This window comes from Pseudomonas sp. A-1 (assembly GCF_004801855.1).
Taxonomy (GTDB): Bacteria; Pseudomonadota; Gammaproteobacteria; order Pseudomonadales; family Pseudomonadaceae; genus Geopseudomonas.
This window is the reverse complement of sequence record NZ_SSTC01000060.1, coordinates 1-26,836: the sequence shown is the minus strand read 5'-3', so window position 1 is coordinate 26,836 and position 26,836 is coordinate 1. Positions and strand designations below refer to the sequence as shown.

At 70.3% G+C, this 26,836-nt stretch carries 26 protein-coding genes; 13 read left to right on the top strand and 13 right to left on the bottom strand.

Annotated elements, in window-relative coordinates:
- The 3 genes from E5198_RS14220 to E5198_RS14210 form a co-directional block, all read right to left on the bottom strand.
- Positions 1–606, bottom strand: a 606-nt coding sequence (locus tag E5198_RS14220; RefSeq protein WP_178084077.1) for an asparaginase domain-containing protein, incomplete at its 3' end; no start/stop codon positions are given.
- Positions 607–709: 103 nt separating this feature from the next.
- Positions 710–1,471, bottom strand: coding sequence for an ABC transporter substrate-binding protein (locus E5198_RS14215; RefSeq protein ID WP_136490655.1), 762 nt, complete (start codon positions 1,469–1,471; stop codon positions 710–712).
- Between the two features lie 116 nt (positions 1,472–1,587).
- Positions 1,588–3,036 (bottom strand): sodium:alanine symporter family protein, encoded by a 1,449-nt coding sequence (locus E5198_RS14210; protein WP_136490654.1) that lies wholly within the window; start codon positions 3,034–3,036, stop codon positions 1,588–1,590.
- Between the two features lie 170 nt (positions 3,037–3,206).
- Here E5198_RS14210 and E5198_RS14205 point away from each other — a divergent pair, with 170 nt between their 5' ends.
- On the top strand, positions 3,207–4,016 hold the full coding sequence (locus tag E5198_RS14205) for a helix-turn-helix transcriptional regulator (RefSeq protein WP_136490653.1): 810 nt from the start codon (positions 3,207–3,209) through the stop codon (positions 4,014–4,016).
- A 229-nt stretch (positions 4,017–4,245) separates the two neighbouring features.
- Here E5198_RS14205 and E5198_RS14200 read toward each other — a convergent pair whose 3' ends face one another.
- Positions 4,246–5,670 carry an aspartate ammonia-lyase gene (locus E5198_RS14200; protein WP_136490652.1) on the bottom strand — a complete coding sequence of 475 codons (1,425 nt, stop codon included), beginning with the start codon at positions 5,668–5,670 and terminating at the stop codon, positions 4,246–4,248.
- Positions 5,671–5,840: 170 nt separating this feature from the next.
- Here E5198_RS14200 and E5198_RS14195 point away from each other — a divergent pair, with 170 nt between their 5' ends.
- Positions 5,841–6,788 carry a LysR substrate-binding domain-containing protein gene (locus E5198_RS14195; RefSeq protein ID WP_136490651.1) on the top strand — a complete coding sequence of 316 codons (948 nt, stop codon included), beginning with the start codon at positions 5,841–5,843 and terminating at the stop codon, positions 6,786–6,788.
- A gap of 100 nt (positions 6,789–6,888) precedes the next feature.
- Positions 6,889–7,515: a vancomycin high temperature exclusion protein gene (locus tag E5198_RS14190; RefSeq protein WP_168772534.1), complete on the top strand. Its 627-nt coding sequence runs from the start codon at positions 6,889–6,891 to the stop codon at positions 7,513–7,515.
- A 56-nt stretch (positions 7,516–7,571) separates the two neighbouring features.
- On the opposite strand, the gene hutC is transcribed toward E5198_RS14190, so the two are convergent.
- From hutC to hutI, 6 genes are all read right to left on the bottom strand, one after another.
- Positions 7,572–8,285 carry a histidine utilization repressor gene (gene hutC, locus E5198_RS14185; RefSeq protein WP_136490649.1) on the bottom strand — a complete coding sequence of 238 codons (714 nt, stop codon included), beginning with the start codon at positions 8,283–8,285 and terminating at the stop codon, positions 7,572–7,574.
- A 120-nt stretch (positions 8,286–8,405) separates the two neighbouring features.
- The gene (locus E5198_RS14180; RefSeq protein ID WP_136490648.1) at positions 8,406–9,746 is read right to left on the bottom strand and encodes a Na+/H+ antiporter family protein; all 1,341 of its coding nucleotides are present in this window, start codon (positions 9,744–9,746) and stop codon (positions 8,406–8,408) included.
- Positions 9,747–9,846: 100 nt separating this feature from the next.
- Positions 9,847–11,385 carry a histidine ammonia-lyase gene (gene hutH / locus E5198_RS14175; RefSeq protein ID WP_136490647.1) on the bottom strand — a complete coding sequence of 513 codons (1,539 nt, stop codon included), beginning with the start codon at positions 11,383–11,385 and terminating at the stop codon, positions 9,847–9,849.
- Positions 11,386–11,388: 3 nt separating this feature from the next.
- On the bottom strand, positions 11,389–13,095 hold the full coding sequence (hutU, locus tag E5198_RS14170; RefSeq protein ID WP_136490646.1) for a urocanate hydratase: 1,707 nt from the start codon (positions 13,093–13,095) through the stop codon (positions 11,389–11,391).
- A gap of 45 nt (positions 13,096–13,140) precedes the next feature.
- A complete protein-coding gene (hutG, locus tag E5198_RS14165) occupies positions 13,141–14,088 on the bottom strand; it encodes a formimidoylglutamase (RefSeq protein ID WP_136490645.1) in 948 nt (315 codons plus the stop codon).
- Positions 14,078–15,295, bottom strand: a complete 1,218-nt coding sequence (gene hutI / locus E5198_RS14160; RefSeq protein WP_136490644.1) for an imidazolonepropionase — start codon at positions 15,293–15,295, stop codon at positions 14,078–14,080. The genes hutG and hutI overlap by 11 nt, the downstream gene beginning before the upstream one ends.
- A gap of 302 nt (positions 15,296–15,597) precedes the next feature.
- Here hutI and E5198_RS14155 point away from each other — a divergent pair, with 302 nt between their 5' ends.
- Together E5198_RS14155 and E5198_RS14150 are read left to right on the top strand one after the other, a co-directional pair.
- Positions 15,598–16,272 (top strand): HutD family protein, encoded by a 675-nt coding sequence (locus tag E5198_RS14155; RefSeq protein WP_168772533.1) that lies wholly within the window; start codon positions 15,598–15,600, stop codon positions 16,270–16,272.
- A 124-nt stretch (positions 16,273–16,396) separates the two neighbouring features.
- Complete coding sequence (locus E5198_RS14150; protein WP_136490642.1) at positions 16,397–16,702, top strand: DUF6482 family protein; 306 nt, start codon at positions 16,397–16,399, stop codon at positions 16,700–16,702.
- Between the two features lie 24 nt (positions 16,703–16,726).
- Here E5198_RS14150 and E5198_RS14145 read toward each other — a convergent pair whose 3' ends face one another.
- Positions 16,727–18,475 (bottom strand): cation:proton antiporter, encoded by a 1,749-nt coding sequence (locus E5198_RS14145; RefSeq protein ID WP_136490641.1) that lies wholly within the window; start codon positions 18,473–18,475, stop codon positions 16,727–16,729.
- 216 nt (positions 18,476–18,691) lie between these two features.
- Between E5198_RS14145 and purE the strand changes: the two genes are divergently transcribed.
- From purE to E5198_RS14125, 4 genes are all read left to right on the top strand, one after another.
- Positions 18,692–19,183, top strand: a complete 492-nt coding sequence (gene purE / locus E5198_RS14140) for a 5-(carboxyamino)imidazole ribonucleotide mutase (protein WP_136490640.1) — start codon at positions 18,692–18,694, stop codon at positions 19,181–19,183.
- 11 nt (positions 19,184–19,194) lie between these two features.
- Positions 19,195–20,277 (top strand): 5-(carboxyamino)imidazole ribonucleotide synthase, encoded by a 1,083-nt coding sequence (locus E5198_RS14135; protein WP_136490639.1) that lies wholly within the window; start codon positions 19,195–19,197, stop codon positions 20,275–20,277.
- Between the two features lie 76 nt (positions 20,278–20,353).
- Entirely contained in the window at positions 20,354–20,599 is a 246-nt protein-coding gene (locus E5198_RS14130; RefSeq protein ID WP_136490638.1) for a GlsB/YeaQ/YmgE family stress response membrane protein, read from the top strand.
- 28 nt (positions 20,600–20,627) lie between these two features.
- Positions 20,628–21,164 (top strand): DUF3299 domain-containing protein, encoded by a 537-nt coding sequence (locus tag E5198_RS14125; RefSeq protein WP_136490637.1) that lies wholly within the window; start codon positions 20,628–20,630, stop codon positions 21,162–21,164.
- Here the strand turns inward: E5198_RS14125 and pbpG are convergent.
- Positions 21,161–22,087, bottom strand: coding sequence for a D-alanyl-D-alanine endopeptidase (gene pbpG / locus E5198_RS14120; protein ID WP_136490636.1), 927 nt, complete (start codon positions 22,085–22,087; stop codon positions 21,161–21,163). The genes E5198_RS14125 and pbpG overlap by 4 nt on opposite strands.
- A gap of 180 nt (positions 22,088–22,267) precedes the next feature.
- On the opposite strand from pbpG, the gene E5198_RS14115 reads away from it, so the two are divergent.
- From E5198_RS14115 to E5198_RS14100, 4 genes are all read left to right on the top strand, one after another.
- Complete coding sequence (locus E5198_RS14115) at positions 22,268–23,662, top strand: aspartate aminotransferase family protein (protein WP_136490635.1); 1,395 nt, start codon at positions 22,268–22,270, stop codon at positions 23,660–23,662.
- A 150-nt stretch (positions 23,663–23,812) separates the two neighbouring features.
- Positions 23,813–25,180: a glutamine synthetase family protein gene (locus E5198_RS14110; protein WP_136490634.1), complete on the top strand. Its 1,368-nt coding sequence runs from the start codon at positions 23,813–23,815 to the stop codon at positions 25,178–25,180.
- Between the two features lie 289 nt (positions 25,181–25,469).
- Positions 25,470–25,952 (top strand): acyl-CoA thioesterase, encoded by a 483-nt coding sequence (locus E5198_RS14105; RefSeq protein WP_136490633.1) that lies wholly within the window; start codon positions 25,470–25,472, stop codon positions 25,950–25,952.
- Positions 25,953–26,008: 56 nt separating this feature from the next.
- Positions 26,009–26,398, top strand: a complete 390-nt coding sequence (locus E5198_RS14100) for a DUF3301 domain-containing protein (RefSeq protein WP_136490632.1) — start codon at positions 26,009–26,011, stop codon at positions 26,396–26,398.
- A 9-nt stretch (positions 26,399–26,407) separates the two neighbouring features.
- On the opposite strand, the gene E5198_RS21580 is transcribed toward E5198_RS14100, so the two are convergent.
- Positions 26,408–26,836, bottom strand: a 429-nt coding sequence (locus E5198_RS21580) for an alpha/beta fold hydrolase (protein WP_168772532.1), incomplete at its 5' end; no start/stop codon positions are given.

Below are 26,836 nucleotides of genomic sequence, written 5' to 3'. Positions count from 1 at the left end.
CGGGCGGCGCGGCTGGCGCCAGCGCAGGGCGGCCGGCAGCTCGAGCGCCGCCTCGCCGTGGCGCGGGCGGGCGACTTCGGCGAAGGCGTCGAATGCCTCGCTGCGCACCTTGCTGGCGCGCGCGCCGTGCAGCAGGCGGCCGTGGAAGTACAGGTGCACGCCGGGGGCGACGCCCTCGGCCAGCACGGCGAGGGCGCCGAACAGGTTGTCCCAGGCGTCGCTGCCGGGCACTCCGGCCGGCTGCATCGAGCCGGTGAGCACCACCGGAACCCCGAGGCTGAGCAGCAGGAATGACAGCGCCGCGGCGCTGTAGGCCAGGGTGTCGGTGCCGTGCAGCAGCAGCACGGCGTCGCAGCCGTCCTCCGTCACCGCGCCGACGATGGCGTCGCGCATCGCCAGCCAGTGGTCCTGGCTCATGTTGGCGCTGTCGATCGGCGGCGAGAGTTCGCGGAACACCCAGGCCGGCGCCGGGCGCTCGGGGTGGGCGGCCTGCTCGGCGCGCAGGCGCGCCTCGAAGCCGTCGGCCGGCACCAGGCCGTCCGCGCTCGTCTGCATGCCGATGGTGCCGCCGGTGTACAGCACCAGCAGCTTGTGGGGGGCGTTCATGGCTCGGGCTCCTGGACGCACGTCAACGAAAAAGGCCGGCATTGTCGCAGCCGGAGCGGCTGGGTGGCAGCTAGCCATTGGCCGCGGCCGTCCCGGCCCGGGTCTACTGGCACAGCTGCGGCTGCCGGGTGCAGGCGCTCCAGCCTTCGCTGCGCATCTGGTCGAGGGCGCGCTGCAGGCGCTGCACCACCTCGTCGGGGGTGTCCCTGTGCAGGGCCAGGTACAGCGGATCGGTCTTGAAGCGCAGCACCTCGTGCAGGCCGCTGGCGCCGGCTTGGCGGGCGTGGTGCTGCCACACCGGCGCCGAGGTGGCCCACAGGTCGATCTGCCCGCGCTGCAGCTTGCCGATGTTGTCCTGGTCGTTCAGCGCGGCGCTGGCGGCGATGCCGCGGCGCTCCAGCAGCTGGCTGACCGCGGCGCTCTTGTAGGCGCCGATGCGGTAGGCGCGCGCCTGCTCGAGGTCGCTGAGGGCGAACTCGCGGCCGGGCGCGGCGACCAGCACGCTGTGGTACTCGGCGATCGGCCCGACCCACTTGAACTGCGCCTCGCGCTCGGGCAGGCGGGCGGTGGAGAACAGCCCGCTGCCGGGATTTTCCAGGGTGTGGCGGTAGACGCGGTCCCAGGGGAAGCGCAGGGTCAGGCTGTAGGCGATGCCGGCGCGGGCGAACAGTTCGCGCACCAGCGCGGCGCTGAGGCCCTGCACCTGGTCGTCGCGGGCGAAGTTGCGGCCGTCGGCGGCCATGTTGAACGGCGGGAAGTTCTCGGTCAGCAGGTGCACGCGGTAGTCGGCGGGCAGCGCGGCGCGGGTGACGCCGGGCACCAGCAGGAGGGCGAGCAGCAGCAGCCGGCCCAGGGTGTCGGACATGGTGGATTCTCCGGGCTGCGGGGGAGGGGTGCAGGCGCCGCCGGTCGAGGCCGACAAAGGCACCGACGGCGCCTGCAGGGGGTACGGCCGGCGGAGGACTCCGCCGGCCGCAGCACTCAGGCGCGGCTGGCGGCGCCGCCCTTGGCCGGGCTGGCCGCGGCGGCCTTGGCGGCTTCGCCGGCCTGCGGCCAGGCGGCCGGGTCGAGGTCGAGGTCGGCGAATTGGCTGCGGTCGAGCTGCGGCTGCTCGATGCCGTCGTCGATCTGCTGGTCGTAGTCGCGCATCAGGCGCAGCACGGTCTTGTACAGCAGGGCCAGGGCCACCAGGTTGACCAGCGCCAGCAGGCCCATGGTCACGTCGGCGAAGGCGAACACGGTGGACAGGTCCTGCACCGAGCCCCACAGCACCAGGGCGATCACCAGGGCGCGGTAGACCTTGACCAGCGCCGGCTTCTGGCTGAAGAAGCCGAGGGCGTTCTCGCCGAGGTAGTAGTTGTAGACCAGGGTGGTGAACACGAACAGCAGCAGCGCCAGGCTGACGAAGATGCGGCCCCACTCGCCGACCAGGGCGGCCAGGGCGGTCTGGGTCAGCACCACGCCGGCCATCTCGGTGCCCGGCTGGTAGACGCCGGAGAGCAGGATGATCAGCGCGGTGCTGGTGCACACCAGGATGGTGTCGATGAACACGCTGAGCGACTGCACGATGCCCTGGGCGGCCGGGTGCGGCACGTCGGCCACCGCGGCGACGTTGGGCGCGCTACCGAGGCCCGCCTCGTTGGAGAACAGGCCGCGCTTGACGCCCATCAGGATCGCCGCGCCGACGCTGCCGGCGAAGGCTTCCTCGAGGCCGAAGGCGCTCTTGACGATCAGCGCCAGGGTGGCCGGCACTTCGCTGATGTTGCTGCCGACCACGAACAGCGCCATGCCGATGTAGGACACCGCCATGATCGGCACCAGCACGTCGGCCATGCTGGCGATGCGCTTGATGCCGCCGAAGACGATCAGCGCCATGATCGCGGCGAGCACCACGCCGCTGGCGATGGTCGGCACGCCGAAGGCGTCCTGCAGCGAGCTGGCCACGGTGAAGGACTGCAGGGCGTTGAAGCCGAAGCCGAAGGTCACCAGCAGCAGCACCGAGAACAGCACCGCCATCCAGCGCTGGCCGAGGCCGTGGAGGATGTAGTAGGCCGGGCCGCCGCGGTAGGTGCCGTCGGCGTTGCGGCGCTTGTACAGCTGGGCCAGCGAGCACTCGAAGTAGCTGGTGGCCATGCCGAGCAGCGCCACCACCCACATCCAGAACACCGCGCCCGGGCCGCCGAGCATGATGGCCACCGCCACGCCGGCGATGTTGCCGGCGCCGACGCGGCCGGCGACCGACAGCATCAGCGCCTGGAACGAGCTGAGCTGGCCTTCCTTGCGCTTGGTGGCGCTGGCGAAGATCTTGAACATGTCGCCGAAGTAGCGCAGCTGCACCACCGACGAACGCAGGGTGAAGAACAGGCCGAGGCCGACCAGGGTGACGATGAGGACCTTGCTCCAGAGCAGGTCGTTGAGGAGATCGAGCATGGGGGGTGCCTCTCTTGTTGTTCTAGTCAGTGTGTTGCCGGGTGTTGCCGTTGCCCGCCGCGAAGGGGCTATGGTTGGCCAACTCCGCTGGTCAGACAATTTCGCGGGTAGCGGCGAGTTGGCGCGACCTGATGCTATATTTGCGTCAGTCGCACCATGGGAGCAGCGCCATGTCCGAACACCTCGGCCACAACCTCAAGCTGCTCTGCAGCCACTACCGTTCCATCGCCGAGGTCTGCCGCAAGCTGGGCCTCAACCGCGCCCAGTTCAACAAGTACCTCGGCGGGCAGAGCCGCCCGACCCCCTACAACCTCAAGCGCATCTGCGACTTCTTCGGTGTCGAGGAATACGAGCTGGGCCTGCCGGCCGACCAGTTCGCCCGCCTGATCGGCGCGCGTACCGACGGCCCTGCGCAGTCCGTGCAGGATCCCCTGCTCGAGCTGCTGCAGCCGTTGCGCGAGCACGCCACCAGCCTGGCGCGCTACTGCGGTTACTACTTCGAATACGCCAACTGCATGTCGGTGCCCGGGCAGATCCTGCTGTCGCTGGTGCACCTGCGCGAGGAGCGCGGCAACTTCCTGTTCGAACGCCAGGAACGCCAGGAGCGCGCCGCCGGCGGCAGCGCCGAGGACTGGGTGCGCTGTCGCTACCTGGGCGCCGCCTTCTACCTGCAGGACCGCCTGTTCCTCATCGACTACGAGTCGCTGACCGGCAACGAGATGAGCCAGACCATCCTCATCCCCAGCTTCAAGAGCCGCATCAGCCGCCTCAACGGCCTGAAGACCGGCGTCTCCAGCGGCGACCGCCGCACCCCGGCCTGCACCCGGGTGGTGTGGGACTACCTCGGCAGCGAGATCAACCGCGTCGCCGCCTACCGCCAGGTGATGCTGTACAGCCCGGACGACCCGCGCATCGACGGCGACATCCGCGAGCGCCTGGCCGGCGCGCATATCCGCGACGGCCTGTTCGAGATCGAGTGAGCGGCGGCCGGCGCGCGCGTGCTGTGAAAAAAAGCCCCCGGAAAGGCTCCGGGGGTGGAGGGAAGAAAAAAGGGACGAGCCATGAGCGTCCCAAGGACACCGGGATGGGACCTCACCATGCCGGTTGTCGGGTGGCGCGCATCGCGCGCCGCAAGGATGTCAGGCGCCGCCGGCGCGTTCTGTTGTGCCGACAAAAAGGACACCGGCGGCGCCTGGAACCGGGTGGCGATCAGCCCTTCAGCGGCACCAGCCGCGGGGCGATCATGTTCTCCGGGCGCAGGATGTCGGCCAGCATCTCCTCGTCGAGCAGACCCTCCTCGCGCACCAGCTCCAGCACGCCGCGGCCGCTGTCCAGCGCCAGCTTGGCGATGCGCGTGGCGTTCTCGTAGCCGATGTACGGGTTGAGCGCGGTGACCAGGCCGATGCTGTGCTCGACCAGGTGCTGGCAGTGCGCGGCGTTGGCGGTGATGCCGACGATGCAGTGCTCGCGCAGCATGTCCATGGCGCGCTGCAGCAGGCGCATCGAGTCGAACATCTTGTAGGCGATCAGCGGCTCCATGACGTTGAGCTGCAGCTGGCCGGCTTCGGCGGCGAGGGTCACCGCCAGGTCGTTGCCGATCACCTCGAAGGCCACCTGGTTGACCGCCTCGGGGATCACCGGGTTGACCTTGCCCGGCATGATCGAGCTGCCCGGCTGGCGCGGCGGCAGGTTGATCTCGTTGATGCCGGTGCGCGGGCCGCTGGACAGCAGGCGCAGGTCGTTGCAGATCTTCGACAGCTTGACTGCGGTGCGCTTGAGCATGGCCGACAGCAGCACGAAGGCGCCCATGTCCGAGCTGGCCTCGATCAGGTCGGCGGCCGCCACCAGCGGCTGGCCGCTGATCGCGGCGAGACGGGTGACCGCCAGCTTCTGGTAGCGCGGGTCGGCGTTGATGCCGGTGCCGATGGCGGTGCCGCCGAGGTTGACCTCGGTGAGCATCTCCGGGACCAGGCGCTTGAGGCGGTCGAGGTCCTCGCCGAGGGTGGTGGCGAAGCCGCGGAACTCCTGGCCGAGGGTCATCGGCACGGCGTCCTGCAGCTGGGTGCGGCCCATCTTGATGATCCCGGCGAACTCCTCGCCCTTGGCGGCGAAGGCCTGGATCAGGCTGTCCAGGCTGGCCAGCAGGGTGTTGTGGCCGAGCAGCAGGCCGAGGCGGATGGCGGTCGGGTAGGCGTCGTTGGTCGACTGCGCCATGTTCACGTCGTTGTTCGGGTGCAGCGCCTTGTAGTCGCCCTTCGCCCGGCCCATGACCTCCAGCGCCAGGTTGGCGATCACCTCGTTGGCGTTCATGTTGGTCGAGGTGCCGGCGCCGCCCTGGATCACGTCGATCACGAACTGGTCGTGGTGCTCGCCGCGGATCAGTTGCGCGCAGGCCTTGCTGATCGCTGCATGCTTGTCGCCGTCGAGGTGCCCCAGCTGGTGGTTGGCATCGGCCGCCGCCTGCTTGACCATCGCCAGCGCGATCACCAGCTTCGGGTAGTGCGACAGCGGCACCCCGGACAGGCGGAAGTTCTGCACCGCGCGCAGGGTCTGGATGCCGTAGTAGGCATCGGCGGGGACTTCGAGGGTGCCGAGCAGGTCTTTTTCGATACGGAAGGATGCAGCAGCGGACATGATGGCGTGAGGTTCCGAAGGATGGCGGTGAGCACCGCGACGCCCATAGGTTAGGGGCTGTGGCGGATCGGCGGCCAATGCTGTTGCTTGCTGGGTCATGCCGAATCAGCATAATGAAGCTGTAACGGCGGCTTGACGCCGGCGATCCGACTGCGGCCGACGGAGGCGCGATGAACCTGGAAACCAAGTGGCTGGAAGACTTCGTCGCCCTGGCCGCCACCCGCAGCTTCTCCCAGGCGGCGCTCAAGCGCTTCGTCACCCAGCCGGCGTTCAGCCGGCGCATCCGCGCCCTGGAGGAAGCCCTCGGCCTGACCCTGGTCAACCGCGCGCGCACCCCGGTGGAGCTGACCGAGGCCGGCCAGCTGTTCCTGGTCACCGCGCGCAACGTGGTCGGCCAGCTCGGCGAGGCGGTGCGCCACCTGCACGACCTGGAGGGCGAGCAGGGCGACATGCTGCAGTTCGCCGCCGCCCACTCGCTGACCCTCGGCTTCTTCCCGACCTGGATCGCCGGCCTGCGCCGCGCCGGCCTGACGATCAAGAGCCGCCTGGTCGCCACCAACGTCGGCGAGGCGATGCACGCCCTGCGCGACGGCACCTGCGACCTGATCCTCGCCTACTACGACCCGGAAGCCTCGCTGCAGCTCGACCCCGAGCTGTTCCCCTCGCTGCACCTGGGCGCCACCGCCATGCTGCCGGTGTGCGCGGTGGACGAGGCCGGCCGCCCGCTGTTCGACCTCGACGGCGGGCAGAGCGTGCCGCTGCTGGCCTACACCGCCGGCGCCTTCCTCGGCCGCTCGGTCAACCTGCTGCTGCGCCAGCGCGGCCTGCGCTCGACCACCGTGTACGAGACGGCGATGGCCGACAGCCTGAAGAGCATGGCCCTGCAGGGCCTCGGCGTGGCCTGGGTGCCGCGCCTGTCGGTGGAGCACGAGCTGGCGCGCGGCGAGCTGGCGGTGTGCGGCGGCGAGCAGTGGCAGGTGCCGCTGGAGATCCGCCTGTACCGCTGCGCGCTGCTGCACAAGCCGGCGGTGAGGCGGTTGTGGAAGGTGCTGGAGGAGGGGGCGGGGGCTCTTGCCGGCGCCGGGAGCGATGCCGGCCCGGTCCGGCAGGGCGGGTAACTCGCGCAGCGATTGCCCGCCGCTGGGATCGGTAGAAAAAATCGCGCCGTTGGTTACCCTATTTGCTTCGTTATATACATCAGGAAGAGGTTCGACAGGAATGTCATTCAAGAAATTATTGCTTGTTTCTGTTTCGCTGCTGGTGGCTTTTTTCGCCTATGCGAATCTGAAGGTGATCCGATATCAGGATTTTTCCGGCAATGTTGTGGACGAGCTTCCCACGGAAAAAGCGTGCCTGGTGCTTGGAACTTCAAAATATCTGAAGAGTGGTGGCGAGAACCTGTTCTACAAGTTCAGGATCGAGGCGGCCAAGCAGGTGTATGCGGCAGGCAAATGCTCCAGGATCGTGGTTTCTGGAGACAATCGGCATCATGACTACAACGAGCCGGAGGATATGCGGCAGAGCCTGGTGGAGCAGGGGGTGCCGATAGCGGATATCTACTGTGACTATGCCGGGGGCAGAACCCTGGACTCGGTAGTGAGATTCAGGCATGTCTTTGGCCAGGCTTCAGGCATCGTGATTTCTCAGGAGTTCCACAATGCGAGGGCCATCTACATAGGCAAGGCCAATGGTGTCAGTCTCACAGGCTTCAATGCCGGGGAAGTTGGTGCTTATAGCGGATTGCGTACCAAGGTGCGAGAGGTTTTTTCAAGAGTCAGGGCGGTAGTTGATGTAGAGGTCCTGCATTCGGAGCCGAGACATTATGGGGAGCCGATAAAACTATGAGTGCACTTCCCAGGTCCCATATGGGCTTTCCCACAGGTGGCAAGTGAGGCCGCTCCCTACCCCCCCAACCCCCGCATCGACGACCGCAACTTATAGCGATCCCCCGGATGGATCAGCCGCGCGTAGCTGATCAGGTTCTCCCCCGACCAGGTGCGGCGGATCACCGAGAGGCAGGGCGCGGCGCTGTCGATGCCCAGCGCGGCGGCGGTGGCCTGGTCGACCAGCACCGCCTCGACCACGTGCTCGACGTCGGAAATCGGGCAGGCGGCGACCAGCACCTCGTTGGGGGTGTGCTGGGCGAAGTCGGTGGTCAGGTAGTCGGGCACCCAGCGCGGGTTGACGAAGCGTTCCTCGAGCTGGATCGGCAGTTCGTCCTCGCGGTGCACGAGGATGGTGTGGAACACCTGGCTGCCCAGGCGCACGCCCAGGCGCAGGGCCACCTCGTCGTCGGCGGCGATGGCCTCGCAGCGCAGCACGTCGTTGGAATAGCGGTGGCCGCGGCCGCGCACCTCGGCGGCGATGTTGAGCACTTCCTGCAGCGAGGATTCGGCCTTGCGGTCGGTAACGAAGGTGCCGAGGCCGGCCTGGCGCACCAGGTAGCCCTTCTGCACCAGGTCGCGGATCGCCTTGTTGGCGGTCATCCGGCTGACGCCGAAGTCGCGGGCCAGCTGCTCCTCCGGGGGGATCTGGTGGTGCGCCGGGTAGGCGCCGCTGTCGATCCGCTCGAGCAGGAAGTCCTCGATCTGCTTGTAGCGCGGTGTGCTGGTCACGGCGGGTTCCTTGGTGTTCGCGGCTGGCGGTGATGATACCCAAGGCTGGCCGCGGGTTCATGGTGCGCGTGGCGCACCCTACGGTTGGCGCGGTCGTAGGGTGCGCCGTGCGCACCGGGGTTACAGCACCATCGCCGCCACCCAGCCGAAGGCCAGCAGCGGCAGGTTGAAGTGCAGGAAGGTCGGCACCACGGTGTCCCAGATGTGGTCGTGCTGGCCGTCGGCGTTGAGGCCGGCGGTCGGGCCGAGGGTCGAGTCGGAGGCCGGCGAGCCGGCATCGCCCAGCGCCGCGGCGGTGCCGACCAGGGCGACGATGGCCAGCGGCGAGAAGCCGAAGCCCAGCGCCAGCGGCACGTAGATGGCGGTGATGATCGGCACGGTGGAGAACGACGAGCCGATGCCCATGGTGATGAACAGCCCCACCAGCAGCATGACCAGCGCGGCCATGGCGCGGTTGTCGCCGATCAGCTGCACCGAGTCCTCGACCATCTGCGGGATGCCGCCGGTGGCCTTCATCACCGCGGCGAAGCCGGCGGCGGCGATCATGATGAAGCCGACCTGGGCCATCAGGCGCATGCCCTGGACCACCACGTCGTCCTGCTCGCGCCAGGCGATCACCCCGCTCAGCGAGATCACCGCGAAGCCGACCAGGCCGCCAAAGATCATCGAGTCGGTCCATAGCTGCACCACCAGCGCCAGCAGCAGGGCCAGGCCGATCATCCCCACCTGGCGGCGGCTCAGGCTGCCGCCGGCCTCATCCGCCGGCTCGCCGCTGGCCACCACGCTCTGGTAGCTGCGCTTGCGGCGGTAGCTGAAGGCGGCGATGGCCAGGCCGGCGACCATGCCCAGCGCCGGCAGCAGCATGGCCTGCGGGGCGATGTCGCGGGTGACGCTGAAGCCCTGGGCGGCGCCGGCCTGGTTGATGTTGGCGATCAGGATGTCGTTGAGGAAGATCGCGCCGAAGCCCACCGGCACCGCCATGTACAGGGTGGTGATGGCGAAGGTGATGGCGCAGGCCACCAGGCGGCGGTCGAGATGCATGCGGTTCATCACGTACAGCAGCGGCGGCACCAGCAGCGGGATGAAGGCGATGTGCACCGGGATCAGCGTCTCGGCCAGGGCGCCGGCGACGATCAGCGCGGCGAGGATGCCCCACTTGATCAGCACCAGGTTGCCGCTGGCCTGCTCGCCGTGGCCCAGATGGGCGACCACGCGCGCCGACAGGCGCTGGGCGATGCCGGTGCGCGACAGCGCCACGGCGAAGGCGCCGAGGGCGGCGTAGGCCAGCGCCACCGGGGCGCCGCCACCGAGGCCGTCGCCGAAGGCGGCGACGATCCTGTCCATCGGCATGCCGGCAACCAGGCCGCCGACCACCGCGGCGATGATCAGGGCGAACACCACGGAGACCCGCAGCATGGCGAGGACGACCATCACCACTACGGCCAGAACTATTGCATTCATTGGGTTTTCCACTCGCTAGTTGTTGTTGTCGGGGAAAAACAAGCACGAGCGGCCCCAGGGCCGGGGCGCAGGGCCCCGGCCACGGGTACGCAGGTGGCGGTCAGCCCAGGGAGGGCAGCAACCCGGCCGGCATCAGCGCGTTGAGGCCGCGCGCGGCGAGCAGCGCGCTGGCCGCCTCGATGTCCGGGGCGAAGAAGCGGTCTTCCTGGTAGTAGGGCACCCGGTCGCGCAGCAGGCTGCGCGCCTGTTCCAGCTTCGGCGAGGTCTTCAGGCCGGTGCGGAAATCGAGGCCCTGGCAGGCGCCCAGCCATTCGATGGCGAGGATGCCGCGCACGTTGTCGGCCATCGCCCACAGGCGCTTGCCGGCGTTCGGCGCCATGGACACGTGGTCCTCCTGGTTGGCCGAGGTCGGCAGGCTGTCGACGCTGTGCGGGTGGGCCAGGGCCTTGTTGTCGCTGGCCAGCGCCGCGGCGGTGACCTGGGCGATCATGAAGCCGGAGTTGACCCCGCCGTTGGCCACCAGGAACGGCGGCAGCTGCGACATGTGCATGTCCATCATCAGCGAGATGCGCCGCTCGGACAGCGAGCCGATCTCGGCGATGGCCAGCGCCAGGTTGTCGGCGGCCATGGCCACCGGCTCGGCGTGGAAGTTGCCGCCGGAGATCACGTCGCCCTCGGCGGCGAACACCAGCGGGTTGTCCGACACGGCGTTGGCCTCGATCTGCAGCACTTCGGCGGCCTGGCGCAGTTGGGTCAGGCAGGCGCCCATCACCTGCGGCTGGCAGCGCAGCGAGTAGGGGTCCTGGACCTTGTCGCATTTCTCGTGGGAGCGGGCGATCTCGCTGCTGGCGCCGAGCAGGTCGCGGTAGGCGCTGGCCACGTCGATCTGCCCGCGCTGGCCGCGGGCGGCGTGGATGCGCGCATCGAAGGGGGCGCGCGAGCCGAGCATGGCCTCGACGCTGAGGCCGCCGCACACGGTGGCGGCGGCGAACAGATCCTCGCCCTCGAACAGGCCGCGCAGGGCGTAGGCGGTGGAGGCCTGGGTGCCGTTGAGCAGGGCGAGGCCCTCCTTGGCGGCCAGGGTCAGCGGCTCGAGGCCGGCCACCGCCAGCGCCTCGCGGCCGTCGATCCACTGGCCCTGGTAGCGCGCGCGGCTCTCGCCGAGCAGCACCAGCGACATGTGCGCCAGCGGGGCGAGGTCGCCGGAGGCGCCCACCGAGCCCTTGAGCGGGATATGCGGATAGACCTCGGCGTTGATCAGGGCGAGCAGCGCGTCGATCACCTTGCGGCGGATGCCGGAGAAGCCGCGCGCCAGGCTGTTGACCTTGAGCAGCATGATCAGGCGCACCATGGCGTCGTCCAGCGGCTCGCCGACGCCGGCGGCGTGCGACAGCACCAGCGAGCGCTGCAGCTTCTCCAGGTCGGCCGGGGCGATGCGGGTCGAGGCCAGCAGGCCGAAGCCGGTGTTGATGCCGTAGGCGGTGCGGCCCTCGGCGATGATGCTCTCGACGCAGGCCACGCTGGCGTCGATGGCGGCGTGGCAGGAGCTGTCGAGGGTCACGCGCAGCGGCTGCTGGTAGGCGGCGCGCAGCTGGGCCAGGGTCAGCTGGCCGGGGACGAGGTGCAGAGTGGTGGTCATGGGTCAGGCTCCCTTCACCGGATTGGGCATCGCCGGATTGATCATCGGCAGGTCGAGACCCTGCTCGCGGGCGCAGTCGATGGCGATCTGGTAGCCGGCGTCGGCGTGGCGCATCACCCCGGTGCCCGGGTCGTTGCGCAGCACGCGGCCGAGGCGGGCGTGGGCGTCCGGAGTGCCGTCGGCGACGATCACCACCCCGGAGTGTTGCGAATAACCCATGCCCACGCCACCGCCGTGGTGCAGCGACACCCAGGTGGCGCCGCCGGCGGTATTCAGCAGGGCGTTGAGCAGCGGCCAGTCGGACACGGCGTCGGAGCCGTCGAGCATGGCCTCGGTCTCGCGGTTGGGGCTGGCCACCGAGCCCGAATCCAGGTGGTCGCGGCCGATGACGATCGGCGCCTTCAGCTCGCCGTTGGCGACCATCTCGTTGAACGCCTGGGCGAGGCGCGCGCGGTCCTTCAGGCCGACCCAGCAGATGCGCGCCGGCAGGCCCTGGAAGCTGATGCGCTCGCGGGCCATGTCCAGCCAGCGGTGCAGGTGCGGGTTGTCGGGGATCAGTTCCTTGACCTTGGCGTCGGTCTTGTAGATGTCCTCCGGATCGCCGGACAGCGCCACCCAGCGGAACGGGCCGATGCCCTGGCAGAACAGCGGGCGGATGTAGGCCGGGACGAAGCCGGGGAAGTCGAAGGCGTTCTTCACGCCCTCCTCCAGGGCCATCTGGCGGATGTTGTTGCCGTAGTCGAAGGTCGGCACGCCCATCTTCTGGAAGTCGAGCATGGCCTGCACGTGCACGGCCATCGAGCGCTTGGCGGCCTTGGCCACCGCTTCCGGCTCGACCTTGCCGCGCGCCACGTACTCGTCCCAGCTCATGCCCAGCGGCAGGTAGCCGTGCAGCGGGTCGTGGGCGCTGGTCTGGTCGGTGACCAGGTCCGGGCGCACGCCGCGGCGCACCAGCTCGGGGAGGATCTCGGCGGCGTTGCCGCACAGGGCGATGGACACCGCCTTGCCGGCGCTGGTGTAGCGGTCGATGCGCGCCAGGGCGTCGTCGAGGTCGGTGGCCTGCTCGTCGACGTAGCGGGTGCGCAGGCGGAAGTCGATGCGCGACTGCTGGCATTCGATGTTCAGCGAGCAGGCGCCGGCCAGGCTGGCGGCCAGCGGCTGGGCGCCGCCCATGCCGCCCAGGCCGGCGGTGAGGACCCAGCGCCCGGTCAGGTCGCCGTGGTAGTGCTGGCGGCCGGCCTCGACGAAGGTCTCGTAGGTGCCCTGGACGATGCCCTGGCTGCCGATGTAGATCCAGCTGCCGGCGGTCATCTGGCCGTACATGGCCAGGCCCTTGCGGTCCAGCTCGTTGAAGTGCTCCCAGGTGGCCCAGTGCGGCACCAGGTTGGAGTTGGCCAGCAGCACGCGCGGGGCGTCCTTGTGGGTCTCGAACACGCCGACCGGCTTGCCGGACTGGATCAGCAGGGTCTGGTTGTCCTCCAGGCGCTCGAGCACCTCGACGATCTTGTCGTAGCACTGCCAGTTGCGCGCGGCGCGGCCGATGCCGCCGTAGACCACCAGATCCTCGGGTTTTTCCGCCACGTCCGGGTGCAGGTTGTTCATCAGCATGCGCAGCGGCGCTTCGGTCAGCCAGCTCTTGCAGCGCAGGGTGCTGCCGGTCGGGGCGGCGATCTTGCGGCTCGGGTCGTGGCGGGGATCGACGGTGCTCATCGGGGTTCCTCTTTCGCTTGTTGTTGTTGGGGCGTGGGGTTGGGTTCAGCCGTGCAGGGACAGCCGGTGGACCAGGCGCGCCGCCACGCGGGCGGTGCGGTGGTCCTGGTCGTGTTCGGGGTTGAGTTCGGCCAGCTCGGCGAGCAGCAGCTTGCCGCTGGCCTGCAGGCGCTCGATCAGCGGTTCGAGCAGGGCGATGGAGACGCCGTGGGCGGCCGGCGCGCTGACGCCGGGGCCTTCCCAGGCCGGCAGCACGTCGAGGTCGACGGTCAGGTACACCGCGTCGGCATCGGCGATGAAGGCGTCCAGCTCGGCGCCGATGCTTTCCAGGGTGCTTTCGCGGATCTCGAAGTCCTCGCGTACCAGCACGCCCAGCTCGCTGGCACGCTGGAACAGCGCGCGGGTGTTGGCGGCGCGGCTGACGCCGAGGCAGGCGTAGCGGAACGGCCAGCCGCGCGCGGCGCAGGCTTCGGCGATCTGCGCGAAGGGCGTGCCGGAGGAGTGGATATGGGCCGGGTCGCGCAGGTCGAAGTGGGCGTCGAAGTTGACGATGGCCAGGCGCGGCGCGCGGCCGAGTTTGGTGCTCAGGTGTGCGGCGATGCCCTGCCAGCTGCCGTAGGCCACCTCGTGGCCGCCGCCGAGCACCACCGGCAGGTGGCCGGCGTCGAGCAGTTCGGCGACGCTGGCGCCGAGGCGCTGCTGGGCGGCGTCGAGATCGCCGTCCAGGCAGCACACGTCGCCGGCGTCGAATGCCGGGCCCTGGCGGTGCCAGGCCAGGTTGGCGAGCAGCTTGCGGATCGCTGCCGGCGCGGCGGCGGCGCCGACGCGGCCCTGGTTGCGGCGCACGCCCTCGTCGCAGGCGAAGCCGAGCAGGGCCAGGCCCGGCTGCTGGCTCTCGCACAGCGGCTGGATGCGCTGGTGCCAGCGCGGGCTGTCGGCCTCGGGGTCGACGCGGCCGCTCCAGGCGTCCAGGTTCAGGCGATCAACGTTCATTCGTAATGGCTCCATTGAAGATGCGCTGGCGCAGGCGCCCGGCCTGCACCGCGTAGGCCAGCTCGGCGGCGCGCGCGACGTCCCACAGGCACAGGTCGGCGGGTAGCCCCTCGGCGATGCGGCCGAGCTGCGGCTGGCCGAGGGCGCGTGCGCCCTGGGCGGTCAGGCCGGCCAGCGCCTCGCGCGGGGTCAGGCGGAACAGGCTGCAGGCCAGGTTGAGCAGCAGGGTGGGCAGGAACAGCGGCGAGGTGCCGGGGTTGGCGTCGCTGGCCACCGCCATCGGCACGCCGTAGCGGCGCAGCAGCTCGATCGGCGGGCGCTGGGTCTCGCCGAGCACCAGGAAGGCGCCGGGCAGCAGGGTGGCGACGGTGCCGGCCTCGGCCATGGCGGCGACGCCGGCCTCGTCGAGGTATTCGATATGGTCGGCCGACAGGCCGCCGTGGCTGGCCACCAGCGCGCTGGCGCCCTGGTTGGACAGCTGCTCGGCGTGCGCCTTGACCGGCAGACCGTGGCGCGCGGCGGCGGCGAACACCCGTTCGCACTGCGCCGGGCTGAAGGCGATGGACTCGCAGAACACGTCCACCGCATCGGCGAGATTCTCGGCGGCGGCCGCCGGGATCATCTCCTCGCACACCAGGTCGATGTAGGCGTCGGCGTTGCCGGCGTACTCCGCCGGCAGGGCGTGGGCGCCGAGCAGGGTGGTGAGCACCCGCACCGGCAGTTCCGCGCCGAGGCGGCGGGCGACGCGCAGCAGCTTCAGCTCGTCGGCCACCGACAGGCCGTAGCCGGACTTGATCTCCACCGTGGTCACGCCGTCGGCGAGCAGCGCTTCCAGCCGCGGGCGGGCCAGGGCGAACAGCTCGTCCTCGCAGGCTTCGCGGGTGGCGCGCACGGTGCCGAGGATGCCGCCGCCGGCGCGGGCGATCTCCGCGTAGCTGGCGCCTTCCAGGCGCTGCTCGAACTCGCCGGCGCGGTTGCCGGCGTACACCAGGTGGGTGTGGCAGTCGACCAGCCCGGGGGTCAGCAGCCCGCCGCGCCCGGCGAGAGTGGCGCCGGCGACGCGCGCCTCGTCCAGCTGCGCCATCGGGCAGAGCAGGGCGACGCGGCCGTCCTCGACCAGCACGGCCATCGGCTCGGGCAGCTCCTGCAGGCCGTCGAAGACGCTGACGTCGCGCCACAGCAGGCGGGGGGTGGAGGATGCGGACATGGGACGGATGACCTTCGGTTGGCGTTGTTTGTATATACAATATGAGCGAGGACGCAGGTCGTCAACAGCTGCGACTGCCGTTGGTCCGGCCAGGGGCTGCCGTGCGCGGCGGGAAAGTCGCGCCAAGGCCGGTGTCGTAGTGGTTGCAGGCGCAGGCTGGCTTCTGGGTCGGCGGGACGGCGGGTGGCGGAAAGAGGCGGGCGGGCGGCGGTGCGCGGTGGCGGTGCTTGCGGCTCCGGCATTTATGTATATACATTTGTCGCCGGCCGATGGGGCCCGCCCGCACAGAGGAGCACCGCAGCATGCGCAAGATCAGCCTGGCCGCCGCGCCGCGCCGGCCGTGGAAGAACGGCGGCGGCGAAACCCGCGAGCTGGCCGTGGCGCCGCCCGGCGCCGGCCTCGACGACTTCGACTGGCGCATCAGCTGCGCGCAGGTGGCCAGCGGCGGGCCGTTCTCGGCCTTTGCCGGCGTCGACCGCAGCCTGCTGGTGCTGGAGGGCGCCGGCCTGCGCCTGGACTTCGCCGGTGGCGCGCCCGTGGAGCTGGGCAAGGATTGCGCGCCGCTGCAGTTCGCCGGCGAGCAGGCGGTGAGCGTCGCGCTGCTCGCCGGTCCGGTCGGCGATTTCAACGTGATGACCCGCCGCGCGCGCTGGCGCCACCGCCTGCAGGTGCTGACCCTGCACGGCCGCCAGTTTCTGCGCCGCGAAGCCGAACTGGAGCTGTTCTACTGCGCCGCCGGCCGCCTCGACGGCTGGCTGGCCGACGCCCGGCCGTTCGCCCTGGCCGCCGGCGAGGGGCTGTTGTTCGGTGCGAGCGCAGCAGCGGGCGCAGCAGCGAGCGCAGCAGCAGATGCCGCAGCGGACGCCGCTACGCTCGCAACCGGGGGCGTCGCTGCGCCCACCGACGCTGGCGGCCTGCTGCTGTTCGAGGCCGCGGCACCGACCCGCCTGCTGCGGGTGCAGCTGTGGCGGCGCTGAGCGCAGGGGCTGCCGGCGCGGCCGCCCTGACGGGTGGTCGCGGCCCGGGCTTGCCGTGCTACCATTTTGTACAAATACTGTACCTGCGGTTTTTCTTGTACAAATTAGATGCGAGGTGAGCGCCATGAACCTGCACGACCTGTCCACCCACGCCCTGGCCGGGCGCATCGACAGCCTCGACCTGATCTCCCTGGAAGGCGGCATCTACGTGCTGGAGGCGCAGATGGATGGCCGCCCGCACAGCCTGGTCGACGAGCAGGGTCGCGTCTGCCACCTGCGTTCGGTGGAGCACGCCCGCGACCTGCTGCAGGAGGTGCCGCTGCTGCCCTTCCACCTGGTGCACCAGTCGCCCTACGACGAGATGTGCGGCCTCGCCGAAGGGCGCCGCGAACCGCTGCGCGTGCCGATCGGCATGCGTTCGCACTGGTGAGGCCGCGGGGCCGCGGCGGGCGCCTCAGGGCTCGGGCGGCTCGTGCTGGTCGAGGGCTTCCTGCAGGGCGGCATGCAGGCGTGCATGCAGGCGCACGAACCAGCGCCACAGCAGGGCGAGCAGGGTCACGGCGAGCAGGCCGATGATCAGCAGCCACTCGGTCGGCGGCAGGATGCTCGAGCTGAGGGTGGCGAGCAGCGGCAGGAAGCTGCCTAGGGTCAGCAGCGGGATCAGCTCGGAGAGCACCCGGCGCACCCGGCGGGAGCGGCTGCCGCGCGTGCCCAGCTCGGCGAGCAGCAGCGACAGGGCCTTGAGGCGGTGGTAGGCGGCGATCAGCAGCGGCAGCGAGAGCAGCAGGGCGGCGCCCCAGATCAGCGCCTTGTGCAGGGGCAGCGGCAGCTGCTGGCGGCCGAGCCAGGCGCCGATGGGCTCGGCGAAGTAGCCGGCGCCGAGGAAGATCGCCGCCACCAGCGCCAGGTTGATCACCGCGTGCAGCACGCTGCGGCGGATCAGGCTGGCCAGCAGGGCGTGCTGGCCGGGCAGGCGCAGGTTGCGCAGCCAGATGCCGTAGGCCCCGAACACCCGCGCCACGCCGGGCGGCATGGCCCTGGCGAGGCGCTGGGCCAGCGGGTCGGCGGCGCGGATCAGGTAGGGCGTGGTCAGGGTGGTGATCGCCGACACCGCCACCGCCACCGGATAGAGGAAGTCGCTGGTGACGCCGAGCTGCACGCCGAGGGCGGCGATGATGAAGGAGAACTCGCCGATCTGCGACAGGCCCATGCCGACGCGCAGCGAGGTGCGTCCGTCGTTGCCGGTGACGAAGGCGCCGATGCTGCAGCTGAGGATCTTGCCGAGCACCACGGCGAGGCTGATCACGGCGATCGGCCAGGCATGCTCGCGCAGGACCGCCGGGTCGATCAGCAGGCCGATGGCGACGAAGAAGATCGCGCTGAACAGGTAGCGCACCGGCTCGACCAGTCGCTCGATCTGCGCCAGCTGGCGCGACTCGGCCATGACCGCGCCGATCAGGAAGGCGCCGAGTACCAGGCTGTAGCCGAGCTTGGTGACCAGCAGGCAGAAGCCGAAGCACAGGCCGAGCACGGCGACCAGCAGGGTCTCGTCGCTGCCGAAGCGCGCCACGTAGGCGAGGACGCGCGGCACCAGCAGCAGGCCGACCAGCAGCGACACCAGGATGAACAGCAGCAGCTTGGCGAGGGTGGCGAACACTTCGCCGGCGGCCACGCTGCCGCTGGCGGCGATGCCGGAGAGCAGGGCGACGATGGCGATGCCGAGGATGTCCTCGACGATCAGCACGCCGAAGATCAACTGGGCGAAGCGCTCGTGCTTCATCTTCAGGTCGCCCAGGGCCTTGACGATGATGGTGGTCGAGGAGATCGCCAGGATCGCGCCGAGGAACAGCGCATCCATCGCGCTCCAGGCGAACAGCCGGCCGATCTGGTAGCCGAGCCAGACCATCAGCACGATCTCGAAGAAGGCGGCGAGGATGGCGGTGGGGCCGACGCGCAGCAGCTTGCGCAGGCTGAACTCGAGGCCGAGGCCGAACATCAGGAAGATCACCCCCAGCTCGGCGAGGATGCGGATGCTCCGTTCGTCGCTGATCAGGGCGAACGGCGGGGTGTGCGGGCCGATCAGGAAGCCCGCGACTATGTAGCCGAGCACCACCGGCTGCCTGAGGCGGTGGAAGAGTACCGTCACCAGCCCGGCCGCCAGCATCAGCACGGCGAGGTCCTGGATGAAGGCGATGGCATGCATGGCCGGCTCCTCGGGAGCGGCCCCGCCGGCCGCCCCCGTTCGATGATAGGCGGGTCTGCCCGTCAACAGAACCTTTGCGATATACTCCGCAGCTTTCTTTGGCCGAGCACGCTGTCCGGCCCGCATTTGTCATTCGCAGACAAGCCACGCGCGGTTGCCCGGCGTGGCTTGTTGGTTTTTGTCGCGCCAGGCTGGCGCAGAACTAGAGGCACGACGATGAGCGCACTGGTAGGCGTGATCATGGGCTCCAAATCCGACTGGAGCACCCTCAGCCACACCGTCGACATGCTGGACAAGCTGGGCATCCCCCACGAGGTCAAGGTGGTGTCCGCCCACCGCACCCCGGATCTGCTGTTCCAGTATGCCGAACAAGCCGAAGGCCGCGGCCTGGAAGTGATCATCGCCGGCGCCGGCGGTGCCGCCCACCTGCCGGGCATGTGCGCGGCCAAGACCCACCTGCCGGTGCTCGGCGTGCCGGTGCAGTCGTCGATGCTGTCCGGCGTCGACTCGCTGCTGTCCATCGTGCAGATGCCCGGCGGCATCCCGGTCGCCACCCTGGCCATCGGCAAGGCCGGCGCGATCAACGCCGCGCTGCTCGCCGCCAGCATCCTCGGCGGCAAGCACCCGCAGTTCCACGAGGCGCTCAAGGCCTTCCGCACCCAGCAGACCGAGTCGGTACTGGAAAACTCGGACCCCCGCGAAATCTGAGGCAAGCACCCATGAAGATCGGCGTAATCGGTGGCGGCCAGCTGGGCCGCATGCTGGCTCTGGCGGGTACCCCGCTGGGGATGAACTTTGCCTTCCTCGATCCGGCGCCGGACACCTGCGCCGCCGCCCTCGGCGAGCACCTGCGCGCCGACTACGACGACAAGGATCACCTGCGCCGCCTCGCCGACGAGGTCGACCTGGTGACCTTCGAGTTCGAGAGCGTGCCGGCCGAGACGGTGGCCTTCCTCGCCCACTTCGTGCCGGTGTACCCGAGCGCCGAATCCCTGCGCATCGCCCGCGACCGCTGGTTCGAGAAGTCGATGTTCAAGGACCTCGGCATCCCCACCCCGGAGTTCGCCGACATCCAGTCGCAGGCCGACCTCGACGCCGCGGCGGTCGCCATCGGCCTGCCGGCGGTGCTCAAGACCCGTACCCTGGGCTACGACGGCAAGGGCCAGAAGGTCCTGCGTTCGCCGGCCGACGTCGCCGGCGCCTTCGCCGAGCTGGGCAGCGTGCCGTGCATCCTCGAGGGCTTCGTGCCCTTCACCGGCGAGGTATCGCTGGTGGCGGTGCGCGGCCGCGACGGCGAGACGCGCTTCTACCCGCTGGTGCACAACACCCACGTCGACGGCATCCTGCGCCTGTCGGTGGCCAGCAGCGCGCACCCGCTGCAGGCGCTGGCCGAGGACTACGTCGGCCGCGTGCTGGAGAAGCTCGACTACGTCGGCGTGCTGGCCTTCGAGTTCTTCGAGGTCGACGGCGGCCTCAAGGCCAACGAGATCGCCCCGCGCGTGCACAACTCCGGGCACTGGACCATCGAAGGCGCCGAGTGCAGCCAGTTCGAGAACCACCTGCGCGCCGTCGCCGGCCTGCCGCTGGGCTCGACCGCCAAGGTCGGCGAGAGCGCCATGCTCAACTTCATCGGCGAAGTGCCGCCGGTGGACAAGGTGGTGGCCGTCGCCGACTGCCACCTGCACCACTACGGCAAGGCCTTCAAGGCCGGGCGCAAGGTCGGCCACGCCACCCTGCGCTGTGCCGATCGCGCGACCCTCGAGGCGCGCATCAGGGACGTCGAGGCGCTGATCGAGGGCTGAGGCCTTCCACGATCCGGCAACGAGCGCTCCCGCAGGCTAGGCTGAAGGCAACTTCACCTCTGCGGGAGACTCTGCCATGGGCATCCTCGGCACCATCCTCATCGGCCTGCTGGTCGGTGTGGTCGCGCGCTTTCTCAAGCCCGGGCACCAGCCGATGGGCTGGGTCATGACCATCCTGCTCGGCATCGGTGGCTCGGTCATCGCCACCTACGGCGGCCAGGCGCTGGGCATCTACCGCGCCGGCCAGGCGGCCGGCTTCGTCGGCGCGGTGGTGGGCGCGGTCATCTTGCTGGTAGTGTTCGGCTATCTGAAGAAATCCTGAGGCGCCCGTGCGGCGCCGCGAGACCCGCATGCGCCTGCTGTCCGCCCTCTGCCTGACCCTGATCGCCACCCTGAGCCACGCCGCCGAGCCGCCGGAAACCGACTGGCTGGAGCTGATGCCGCCCGAGGACCTGGCGGCGCTGGAGGCGATGCCGGAAATCGACCACCAGGGCGCCGAGGGCGACAGCCCGTTCTACGGCCAGGGCGGCCTCAGGCAGCAGGCCGATCTGCCGGCGGTGATGTATTCGACCCGCACCGTGGCGGCCTTCGACGGCCGCCAGGTGCGCCTCGGCGGTTATCCGGTGCCGCTGGAGAGCGATGCCGACGGCCGCTTCCACACCTTTTTCCTGGTGCCCTATCCCGGCGCCTGCATCCACGTGCCGCCGCCGCCGCCGAACCAGATCGTGCTGGTGCGCTACCCCGAGGGGATGGCGCTGGACGACATCTACGCGCCGCTGTGGGTCAGCGGCACCCTGCGCATCGAGAAGGTCGGCAACCAGCTGGCCGACGCCGCCTACGCCCTCGACGCCGAGGGCGTGCGGCTGGTCGAGGAGGCCGACCTCTAGCTCTGCCCGGCCAGGCGCAGCTGCTGGATGCGCTGCTGCTTGTAGGAGCGCGCCGCCGCCGGGACCGGCGTGCTCTTGCCGGTCTCCAGCCACTGGCGCACGCGGCTGGCGTCGCCGATGTGGGAGCGCTTGCCGAAGGTACCGAGCAGCACCATGGCCACCGGACGCTGCCCCACGTGGGCGAGCATCGCCAGGCAGTGGCCGGCCTCGTTGATGAAGCCGGTCTTGGTCACCTCGATGTTCCAGGCCGGGTTGCGCACCAGCGGGTTGGTGTTGAAGAAGCTCTGCGCGTAGTTCGGCTTCTGGAAGTGCGCGTCGCGGTTGGGGGTGGTGCTCAGCTCGCGGATCAGCGCGTACTGCCGCGCGGCCTTGAGCAGGCGTACCAGGTCGCGGGCGGTGGAGACGTTGCGCTCGGACAGGCCGGTGGGCTCGACAAAATGGGTGCGGCTCATGCCCAGCGCCCGGGCCTTGGCGTTCATCGCCGCGACGAAGCGCGCGTGGCCGCCCGGGTAGTTGTGCGCCAGGGCCGCGGCGGCACGGTTCTCCGAGGACATCAGCGCCAGGCGCAGCATCTCCTTGCGGCTGATCCGGCTGTTGACCCGCACCCGCGAGTACACGCCGCGCAGCTCGCGGGTGTCGTGGATGGCCACCGGAATCACCTCGTCGAGGGGCTGGCGGGCATCCAGGGTGACGATGGCGGTCATCAGCTTGCTGATCGAGGCGATCGGTACCACCGCATCCGGGTGGCTGGCGAACAGGACCTGGTCGGTGCTCAGGTCGACCACCATGGCGCTGCTGGAGGCCAGCTCCAGGCGGGCCGGGTCGCGTACCGCCCGGCCCGGCTCGGCGGCGAGCAGGGGCTGGGCGAGGCCGGTGAATGAGAGCAGCAGACCGAGAATGAGGGTGCGGAATTTCGGGCGCATGGCGGAGGACTTCGCAAGCAGGGGGAGGAACGGCGCGGCGGGCGCCACGGGGGGCAAGTATAGTTGGCCGATGGGTATTGCGGTGGTGGCCGACGCGCGTTGTCGCACGTTTTTGCCCCGCATTGACTTTTCCCGACCGGCCCGCCAACCATGTGCGAAATAAGCAACGAGGTGTTCAAGATGAATTCCAGCGGAATCGCCGAACACGCGGTGGAAGCCCTCAGCGCCCGCGAGCGCCAGCGCTTCCTCGAGCGCAATCCCCAATCCGTGGCGCTCGCCGCGCGTGCGCGCCACTCGCTGTTCGGCGGCGTGCCGATGCACTGGATGAGCGACTGGTCGACGCCGGTGCCGCTGTTCGTCGAGCGCGCCCGCGGCGCGCGCTTCTTCGACGTCGACGGCCACGAGTACCTCGACTTCTGCCTGGGCGACACCGGCAGCATGTTCGGCCACTCGCCGGCGCCGGTCGCCGCGGCGCTGGCCGAGCAGGCCGGCAACGGCCTGACCACCATGCTGCCCGGCGAGGATGCGGTGGTCTGCGGCGAGCTGCTCGCCGAGCGCTTCGGCCTGCCCTACTGGCAGGTGGCGACCACCGCCACCGACGCCAACCGCTTCGTGCTGCGCTGGGCGCGGGCGATCACCGGGCGCAAGGTGATCCTGGTGTTCGACGGCTGCTATCACGGCACCGTCGACGAGGCCATGGTGCGCGCCAAGGGCGGCCACACCGTGCACCGTCCGGGGCTGATCGGCCAGGCGCGCAACCTGACCCAGCATAGCCGCGTGGTGCCGTTCAACGATCTCGCCGCGCTGGAAGCGGCGCTGGCCCCCGGCGACGTCGCCGCGGTGCTGTGCGAGCCGGCGCTGACCAACATCGGCATGGTGCTGCCGCAGCCGGGTTTCATGGCGCGCCTGCGCGAGCTGACCCGCCAGGCCGGCACCCTGCTGATCGTCGACGAGACCCACACCATCTCCACCGGTCCCGGCGGCTGCACCCGCGCCTGGAGCCTCGAGCCGGACTTCCTCACCCTCGGCAAGCCGGTGGCCGGCGGGGTGCCCTGCTCGGTGTACGGCTGCAGCGCGGAGATGGCCCGGGCGATGCAGCTGGCCCGCCAGCACGCCAGCGAGCTGAGCCACGGCCACGGCCACAGCGGCATGGGCACCACCCTGTCGGCCAACGCCCTGGCCATGCACTGCATGCGCGCCAACCTGGAGCAGGTGATGACCCCGGCGGCCTACGAGCACATGCTCTGGCTGGCGGCGCGCCTGGCCGAGGGCTTCCGTGGGCTGATCGAACGGCACCGGCTGCCCTGGTCGGTGACCGGGCTGGGCGCGCGCTGCGAGTTCCAGTTCTGCGCCGCGCCGCCGCAGACCGGCGCCGAGGCCGAGGCGGCGTTCCACGACAGCCTGCAGATGGCCCTGCACCTGTACCTGATCAACCGCGGCATCCTGATCACGCCGTTCCACAACATGACCCTGTGCTGCCCGGAGACCACCGCCGGCGACGTCGACCGGCTGCTCGCCACCCTCGACGAGGGGCTGAGCGAGCTGCTGGCCATCCCTGGCGCGCGGGAGTCCTGAGCCGTGGCCCTGTATCCTTCCGGCATCGCGCCCGGGCGCGGCTGACCTCCGGCGCGGCCCATGGCCGCCCGTAGGGTGCGCCGCGCGCACCGCCACGCCCCGGGTGCGCACGGCGCACCCTACGCACCGCCGCCATACAAGGATTCCCCCATGCGCTTCGCCGAACTCGCGGAAGCCGACGCCTTCCTCGCCGCCCATCCCGACGTCAACGCCATCGAGCTGTTCATCATCGACCCCTGCGGCGTGCCGCGCGGCAAGCTGCTGCGCCGCGAGGAGCTGCGCGCCATCTACCAGAACGGCCGGCCGCTGCCGAGCAGCATCCTCGGCCTGACCATCCGCGGCGAGGATGTCGACGCCACCGGCCTGGTCTGGGAGGTCGCCGACGCCGACTGCTGGGCCTGGCCGCTGCCCGGCAGCCTCAAGCTGCAGACCTGGCGCGCCCAGCCGACCGCCCAGGTGCAGGTGTCCATGCACCCCGAGCAGGGCCGCCCGGCCAGCGTCGCCGACCCGCGCCACGTGCTGGCGCGGCAGATCGCCCGGCTCCAGGCCGACGGCTACCAGCCGGTGATGGCCGCCGAGCTGGAGTTCTACCTGCTCGACCAGGCCCGCGACGCCGCCGGCCGCCCGCAGCCGGCGCGCCAGGCCAACGGTTTGCGCCCGCAGGCGCCGCAGGTCTACGGTGTGCTGGAGCTGGAGCAGCTGGCGCCGTTCCTCGACGACCTCTACGCCGCCTGCGCCGCCCAGGGCCTGCCGGCGCGCACGGCGATCTCCGAGTACGCCCCGGGGCAGGTGGAGATCACCCTCGAGCACCGCGCGGACGCCCTGCAGGCGATGGACGAGGCGGTGCGCTACAAGCGCCTGGTCAGGGGCGTGGCCCACAAGCACGGCTATCAGGCCTGCTTCATGGCCAAGCCGTTCGGCGAGCTGGCCGGCAGCGGCCTGCACATGCACGTCAGCCTGGCCGACGAAGGCGGCAACAACCTGTTCGCCAGCGAGGATCCGACGGGAACGCCGCTGCTGCGCCAGGCCATCGGCGGCCTGCTGGACACTCTCGAGGACGGCCTGGCGGTGTTCTGCCCCAACGCCAACTCGTTCCGCCGCTTCCAGGCCAACAGCTACGCGCCGCTGGCCAGGAGCTGGGGGGTGAACAACCGCACCGTGTCGCTGCGCGTGCCGGGCGGGCCGGCGGCCAGCCGCCACGTCGAGCACCGCATCTGCGGCGCCGACGCCAACCCGTATCTGGCCGTCGCGCTGCTGCTGGCCGGCATCCACCGCGGCCTGCGCGAAGGGCTCGACCCCGGCGCGCCGATCGAGGGCAACGGCTACCAGCAGGCGCGCGAGACCCTGCCCACCGACTGGCTGACCGCCCTGCGCAGCCTGGAGCGCTCGGCCTGGGCGCGCGAGGCGCTCGGCGAGGACTTCCACCGCGTCTACCTGGCGATCAAGCAGGAGGAGTATCGCCAGTTCATGGGCGAGGTCGGCGAGCAGGACTGGCGCTGGTACCTGGGCCACGCCTGAGGCGTCGGTGCAGGATTGTTGCGCCGCCGGAAAATGTCCTTGCCGTCAGTCGGGGCGATCGTCGACCATGGTCGCCCCTCGCGCCTGGCAAAATGCGTCGAACGCGACATTTCGCCGCAGGTCGCGGCACGATGACCGGCGGATCGCCGCGCGACCGCTCGGAGCTGCGCAAAGCCGCGCCGCGTGCGGGTTCGGCGGGTTTCGGCGCAGGGCGAAATTGCTCCACACAGAAGGGGTGCATTCGACTAAAGTAGCGTCCTCTTCACCCGTAATAGAGCCTGGAACACCCATGCAATCCGGCAATTCGCAGCTGACCATGACCGTCCTGATGACTCCGGACAAGGCCAACTTCTCCGGCAACGTGCACGGCGGCACGCTGCTCAAATACCTCGACGAAGTCGCCTATGCCTGCGCCAGCCGCTACGCCGGTCGCTACGTGGTGACCCTGTCGGTGGACCAGGTGATCTTCCGCCAGCCGATCCACGTCGGTGAGCTGGTCACCTTCCTCGCCTCGGTCAACTACACCGGCAGCACCTCGATGGAAATCGGCATCAAGGTGGTCACCGAGGACATCCGCAACCAGACGGTGCGCCACACCAACAGCTGCTTCTTCACCATGGTGGCGGTCGACGGCCACGGCAAGACCGTGCCGGTGCCGCCGCTCAACCCGCAGACCGCCGAGCAGAAGCGCCGCTTCGCCCAGGCCGAACAGCGCCGCGCGATCCGCCGCGAGCTGGAAGAGCGCTACAAGGCGCTGATGAACCACGACTGAGGGTCGTCCATGCCGCACCGCCACCCGCTTCGCCCGCAGTCCGCCCGGAGGCGCGCATGCTGACGCTCGGCGAACTGGCGGTGCTGCTGCTGGTGGGCGGCGTCTGTGCCTGGCTGTGGCACGCCCACGGCGTGCACGAGCACGCCCTGCGCCTGGTGCGCCAGGCCTGCCTGCGCGAGGACGTGCTGCTGCTCGACGACAACGTGGCGTTCCGCCGCCTGCGCCTGCTGCGCGACCGCAGCGGCCGCCTGCGCCTGGCCCGCGAGTACGCCTTCGAGTTCACCGTCACCGGCGAGCAGCGCCACCCGGGACGACTGCTGCTGCTCGGCCGCACCCCGGCGCAGATCGAGCTGGCGCCGCATCCCTTCCGCGAGCCGGCGACCGACGACGACCACGACGCCGAACGGGTGGTCAACCTCGACGACTGGCGCCGCCGCCAGCGCTGAGTCCGCCGCTCAGTCGGCGCTCGCCAGCAGGAAGGCGCGCACCCGCTGCGCTGTCTCCTGCGCATCCTCCTGCATGAAGCAGTGGCCGCCGGCCACCCGCTGCGCGCTGACCCGGTGGTTGAGCGCGCACCAGCGCGCCACGCCCTGGGCGACGAAGGGGTAGGTATCCGCACCCTGCAGCACCAGGGTCGGCGTGCTCACCCTGGCCAGCGCGCGCCACATGCCGCGCGGGTAGGAGGCGAAGATCTCCGCCTCGCGGCTCGGCCGGCACTTGAGCTCAACCCCGCCCTCGACGCTGCGCAGCGCGTGCTCGACGTAGGCGTGCAGCGCCGCGTCGCTCCAGCCGCGGAAGATCCCCCGGCCATGCAGGCCCGCCCGGGCCGCGGCGCGGTCCGGCCAGCGTTCGCGGCGGCCGCGCGCCTGGCGCACCAGCGCGCG

What these genes read in the sequence shown, in the direction of transcription:
- E5198_RS14125 (WP_136490637.1), top strand. Translation starts at nt 20,628, where the DNA reads ATGCGCCTGCTGTCCGCCCTCTGCCTGACCCTGATCGCCACCCTGAGC.
- E5198_RS14190 (WP_168772534.1), top strand. Translation starts at nt 6,889, where the DNA reads ATGTCATTCAAGAAATTATTGCTTGTTTCTGTTTCGCTGCTGGTGGCT.
- pbpG (WP_136490636.1), bottom strand. Translation starts at nt 22,087, where the DNA reads ATGCGCCCGAAATTCCGCACCCTCATTCTCGGTCTGCTGCTCTCATTC.
- E5198_RS14195 (WP_136490651.1), top strand. Translation starts at nt 5,841, where the DNA reads ATGAACCTGGAAACCAAGTGGCTGGAAGACTTCGTCGCCCTGGCCGCC.
- purE (WP_136490640.1), top strand. Translation starts at nt 18,692, where the DNA reads ATGAGCGCACTGGTAGGCGTGATCATGGGCTCCAAATCCGACTGGAGC.
- E5198_RS14135 (WP_136490639.1), top strand. Translation starts at nt 19,195, where the DNA reads ATGAAGATCGGCGTAATCGGTGGCGGCCAGCTGGGCCGCATGCTGGCT.
- E5198_RS14105 (WP_136490633.1), top strand. Translation starts at nt 25,470, where the DNA reads ATGCAATCCGGCAATTCGCAGCTGACCATGACCGTCCTGATGACTCCG.
- hutI (WP_136490644.1), bottom strand. Translation starts at nt 15,295, where the DNA reads ATGTCCGCATCCTCCACCCCCCGCCTGCTGTGGCGCGACGTCAGCGTC.
- hutU (WP_136490646.1), bottom strand. Translation starts at nt 13,095, where the DNA reads ATGAGCACCGTCGATCCCCGCCACGACCCGAGCCGCAAGATCGCCGCC.
- E5198_RS14205 (WP_136490653.1), top strand. Translation starts at nt 3,207, where the DNA reads ATGTCCGAACACCTCGGCCACAACCTCAAGCTGCTCTGCAGCCACTAC.
- E5198_RS14180 (WP_136490648.1), bottom strand. Translation starts at nt 9,746, where the DNA reads ATGAATGCAATAGTTCTGGCCGTAGTGGTGATGGTCGTCCTCGCCATG.
- E5198_RS14145 (WP_136490641.1), bottom strand. Translation starts at nt 18,475, where the DNA reads ATGCATGCCATCGCCTTCATCCAGGACCTCGCCGTGCTGATGCTGGCG.
- E5198_RS14115 (WP_136490635.1), top strand. Translation starts at nt 22,268, where the DNA reads ATGAATTCCAGCGGAATCGCCGAACACGCGGTGGAAGCCCTCAGCGCC.
- hutG (WP_136490645.1), bottom strand. Translation starts at nt 14,088, where the DNA reads ATGAACGTTGATCGCCTGAACCTGGACGCCTGGAGCGGCCGCGTCGAC.
- E5198_RS14200 (WP_136490652.1), bottom strand. Translation starts at nt 5,670, where the DNA reads ATGTCCGCTGCTGCATCCTTCCGTATCGAAAAAGACCTGCTCGGCACC.
- E5198_RS14130 (WP_136490638.1), top strand. Translation starts at nt 20,354, where the DNA reads ATGGGCATCCTCGGCACCATCCTCATCGGCCTGCTGGTCGGTGTGGTC.
- hutH (WP_136490647.1), bottom strand. Translation starts at nt 11,385, where the DNA reads ATGACCACCACTCTGCACCTCGTCCCCGGCCAGCTGACCCTGGCCCAG.
- E5198_RS14155 (WP_168772533.1), top strand. Translation starts at nt 15,598, where the DNA reads ATGCGCAAGATCAGCCTGGCCGCCGCGCCGCGCCGGCCGTGGAAGAAC.
- E5198_RS14110 (WP_136490634.1), top strand. Translation starts at nt 23,813, where the DNA reads ATGCGCTTCGCCGAACTCGCGGAAGCCGACGCCTTCCTCGCCGCCCAT.
- E5198_RS14150 (WP_136490642.1), top strand. Translation starts at nt 16,397, where the DNA reads ATGAACCTGCACGACCTGTCCACCCACGCCCTGGCCGGGCGCATCGAC.
- E5198_RS14215 (WP_136490655.1), bottom strand. Translation starts at nt 1,471, where the DNA reads ATGTCCGACACCCTGGGCCGGCTGCTGCTGCTCGCCCTCCTGCTGGTG.
- E5198_RS14100 (WP_136490632.1), top strand. Translation starts at nt 26,009, where the DNA reads ATGCTGACGCTCGGCGAACTGGCGGTGCTGCTGCTGGTGGGCGGCGTC.
- E5198_RS14210 (WP_136490654.1), bottom strand. Translation starts at nt 3,036, where the DNA reads ATGCTCGATCTCCTCAACGACCTGCTCTGGAGCAAGGTCCTCATCGTC.